Here is a 2,274-nt window from a genome sequence, read left to right on the forward strand (position 1 = left end):
ACCCGGCTGCTGGAGGAGTTCGCCCGCCTCGCCACCGACGGCGGGGCCCGGGTGCTGGTCGGCCAGTGCCTCGAACTGGGCGAGGCCGGCCTGCCCTTCGCGCCGTTCGCCGCCGCGCTGCGCGAGGTGCTGCGCCGCGACGGCCCGGGCGTCTTCTCCGGGTACGAGCCGGAGTTCGCCCGCCTGCTGCCGGAGCTGGCCCGGGTGCCGGCCGGCGTCGCCGCGCCCACCGGTCTGCCCGTCTCCGACACCCCGCGCGGCTACCTGTTCGACCTGGTCGCCGACCTGTTCCAGCGGATCGCCACCGGGCAGCCGCTGGTGCTGGTGATCGAGGACCTGCACTGGGCCGACCGTTCCACCCGGGACCTCATCGGCTTCCTGGTCCGGGCGGCCCGCACCGGCCGGCTCCTGCTGATCTGCACCTACCGCACCGACGAGCTGCACCGCGGCCACCCGCTGCGCCCCTTCCTCGCCGAGCTCGACCGCGCCCGCGGCGTCGAACGCGTCGATCTGGGCCGGCTCGACCGGGACGGCACCGCCGCGATCCTCGCCGACCTGCTCGGCGCCGAGCCGACCGCCCGGGCCGTCGACGACGTCCACGGCCGGACCCAGGGCAATCCGTTCTTCATCGAGGAACTCGCCGCCGCCGGCGACCCGGTGGGCTGCGCCGCGCTGCCCGAGACCCTGCGCGACCTGCTGCTGGCCCGAGTGGACCGGCTGCCCGAACCGGCCCAGCGGGTGCTGCGGATCGCCGCCGCGGGCGGCACCCGCTTCGCCCACGAGCTCCTCGCCGAGGTCGCCGGCCTGCCCGAGCACGAGCTGGAGGACGCTCTGCGCGCCGCCGTGGCGGCCCAGCTCGTGGTGGCGGACCCGGACGGCGACTACGAGTTCCGGCACGCACTGGTCCGCGAGGCCGTCCACGACGAGCTGCTGCCCGGCGAGCACGCCCGGCTGCACGCCCGCTACGCCGCCACGATCGAGGCGCACCCGCACCTGGTGGCCGCCGGCCGCGCCCCCGCCGAGATCGCCCACCACTGGTACGCCGCGCACGACCACCCCCGCGCCCTGGTCACCGCCCGCGCGGCCGCCTGCGCCGCCGCCGACCGGTACGCGTACGCGGAGCAGAGCCGGCTGCTGGAACGGGTTCTGGAGCTCTGGGAGCTGGTACCCGACGCCGCCGACCGGCTCGGCATGGACCACCTGCGGGTGCTGGAGGAGACGCTCGCCGCGGCCACCACCGCCGGCGACTACAACCGGGCGGTCACCCTCACCCGGGCCGCGCTGGCCGAGGTGGACACCGACGCCGAGCCGCTGCGCGCCGCCCGGCTGCTCGACCAGCGGGGCCGACTGCTGGCGCTGCTCGGCAAGAGCGACGGCAGGACCGAGCTGCGCGAGGCGTACCGGTTGGCGGCCGGGGTGCCGGACGGCCCCGAGCGGGTCCGGCTGCTCGCCGACATCGCCGCCCATCTGGTGAAGATCGACCCCGAACAGGCCGCCACGGTGGCCGCGGAGGCGATGGCCGCGGCCGAGGCGGTCGGCGAGGACGTGGCGCTGCTGCCCACCCGGATCGCCATGCTCTGCCGCACCGACAAGGCACCCGACCTGGGGCTGGCCGAACTGCGTCGGGCGGAGGTCCTGGCCCGCGAATCCGGCAACGCGCCGGCGCTGGTGAGCGCCCTCGTCCACCTCTCCGACGTGCTCTTCGAGCTGGGCCGCTACGCCGAATCGGAGCAGGCCGCCGCGGCCGGGGTGACCGAGGCGCGGCGGGTCGGGATCAGCCGCTCCACCGGGGCGTACCTGCTCTCCAACCGGGCCGAGGCGCTGATCGCCCTGGGCCGCTGGGACGAGGCCGACGCGGCCTGCGCCGAGGCGGCCCGGATCGATCCGCCCGGCGTCTCCGGGCTGCACTGGCTCCAGCTCCGGGCCGGGCTGCGGCTGGCCCGGGCCCACCCGGCCGCCGACGAACTGGTCGGCCGCGCGCTGGCCTTCCTGGCCCGGCCGTACCTCTGGCCGAACCACCGGCTCCCGCTGCACGAGCTGCGGATCGAGGCCGCCCTGGCGGCGGACGACAAGGTGGAGGCGGTACGGGCGGCGCGCACCGCGCTGGCCGACGACCGCCTGCCCGAGCTGCCCCGGGAGGGGTGGCCGGTGCTCAGTGCCGCCGCGCGTACCGCCGCGCTGGTCGCGGACGCCGACCTCGCCGCCGAGGTGTCCACCGTGGCCGCCGTGCTGCCCGCCCGGTATCCGGCGGAGCGGGCGCACGGCGCCCAGGTC

The 2,274-nt window shown here is 77.3% G+C and carries 1 protein-coding gene; it reads left to right on the plus strand.

What is annotated here, in order from left to right; translation table 11 throughout:
* A partial coding sequence (locus DKL51_RS07605; RefSeq protein WP_124811875.1) for an ATP-binding protein occupies window positions 1–2,274 on the plus strand: 2,274 nt, incomplete at both ends.

The organism is Micromonospora globispora, from assembly GCF_003857015.1.
GTDB lineage: Bacteria > Actinomycetota > Actinomycetes > Mycobacteriales > Micromonosporaceae > Micromonospora > Micromonospora globispora.